This is a genomic window from Arthrobacter sp. TB 26 (assembly GCF_000427315.1).
Lineage (GTDB): Bacteria > Actinomycetota > Actinomycetes > Actinomycetales > Micrococcaceae > Arthrobacter.
Window position 1 is genome coordinate 1 of record NZ_AUPJ01000096.1, and the last position, 621, is coordinate 621.

Consider the following 621-nt stretch of genomic DNA (forward strand, 5'->3'; position numbering starts at 1 on the left):
CGCCCCGCAGCCGCCACGCCCGGGAATCCCCCCGATTTGAAGTTGTTTTCTACGCGATGTAGAACTGAGGTACGAATACTTGCATTTCAAATACAGGTATTTTTCATCGGTCCGGTTGAAGACCCCGGACCACTATCTCAGGAGACAACATGCTCTCGGACAAGTCCTTCCCCGTCATCGAGGCCACCCTCCCGCTGGTCGGTTCCCGGATCGGTGAAATCACCCCCAAGTTCTACGCCCGCCTCTTCGCAGCGCACCCCGAACTGCTGGACGGGCTCTTCAGCCGCTCCAACCAGCGCAACGGCAACCAGCAGCAGGCCTTGGCCGGAAGCATCGCCGCTTTCGCCACCCACCTGGTGAACAACCCCGGAACCCTGCCGGAAACCGTGCTCGCCCGCATCGCGCACCGCCACGCCTCCCTCGGCATCACCGAACCGCAGTACCAGGTGGTCTACGAGCACCTCTTCGCCGCGATCGCCGAGGACCTGGCCGAGGTCATCACCCCGGAAATCGCCGAAGCCTGGACCGAGGTGTACTGGCTCATGGCGGACGCGCTGATCAAGCTCGAGAAGGGGCTCTACGCCGCCCAGGCCAACGGCACGATGTGGAGCCCGTGGCGGG

The 621-nt window shown here is 63.4% G+C and carries 1 protein-coding gene (only partly in view); it reads left to right on the forward strand.

Annotation, left to right across the window (positions count from 1 at the left end):
- Nucleotides 1-149 precede the first annotated feature (149 nt).
- Nucleotides 150-621: the beginning of a globin domain-containing protein gene (locus K789_RS0102615; protein ID WP_024365390.1), read on the forward strand. 683 nt of this gene lie beyond the right edge of the window; the window shows 472 of its 1,155 coding nt (coding positions 1-472); its start codon is at nucleotides 150-152; its stop codon lies off the right edge, out of view.